Origin of the sequence: Vibrio sp. 10N.222.46.A1, assembly GCF_041473595.1 — a bacterium.
Taxonomy (GTDB): Bacteria; Pseudomonadota; Gammaproteobacteria; order Enterobacterales; family Vibrionaceae; genus Vibrio; species Vibrio tasmaniensis_A.
This window is the reverse complement of record NZ_JBFRSN010001768.1, coordinates 1-442: the sequence shown is the minus strand read 5'-3', so window position 1 is coordinate 442 and position 442 is coordinate 1. Positions and strand designations below refer to the sequence as shown.

The following is a 442-nucleotide window of genomic DNA, read 5'->3' as shown; positions in this document are numbered from 1 at the left end:
CTTTATCTAACGCCCAGATTTTACCGTTCATGGCAAAGAGGGTTTCGGCGAGCTTTTGCACAAAGAAGGATTTTCCTGCCCCGGAGCCTCCGGTCAGGGCGATGTTGTAGTTATCTGAGCCACAATTAAACGGATTAAACCAAAAGGCTTGTTGGCGCATGGTGGGAAGCATCATGCCGCCACTGAAATTCTTTACGTCCATCACAAGAGGCAAGAGGTTGGCCACATTGCCGGTTTTTACGGTTTGAATGCGTCCAGCACGGTCGCAATCGGCCCAAAACCCATCGGTCATCATGAACGGTAAGGTCGTCATGAGCGCTTGGCTTTGCAGCATCGAGACGGTTTGTAAATCAATCCCGCCAGAGCGAAAGGCGTTAATGGCCGTAGTGCGATGCAGTCGCTCGGATTTTTTGTTGGTAAATAACGTCAGCGTCAGGTGCAT

At 50.5% G+C, this 442-nt stretch carries 1 protein-coding gene; it reads right to left on the bottom strand.

Annotation, left to right across the window (positions count from 1 at the left end; translation table 11 throughout):
- Positions 1–442: DUF5934 domain-containing protein (locus tag AB4496_RS29250; protein WP_372133631.1), on the bottom strand; the 442-nt coding region annotated here is incomplete at both ends.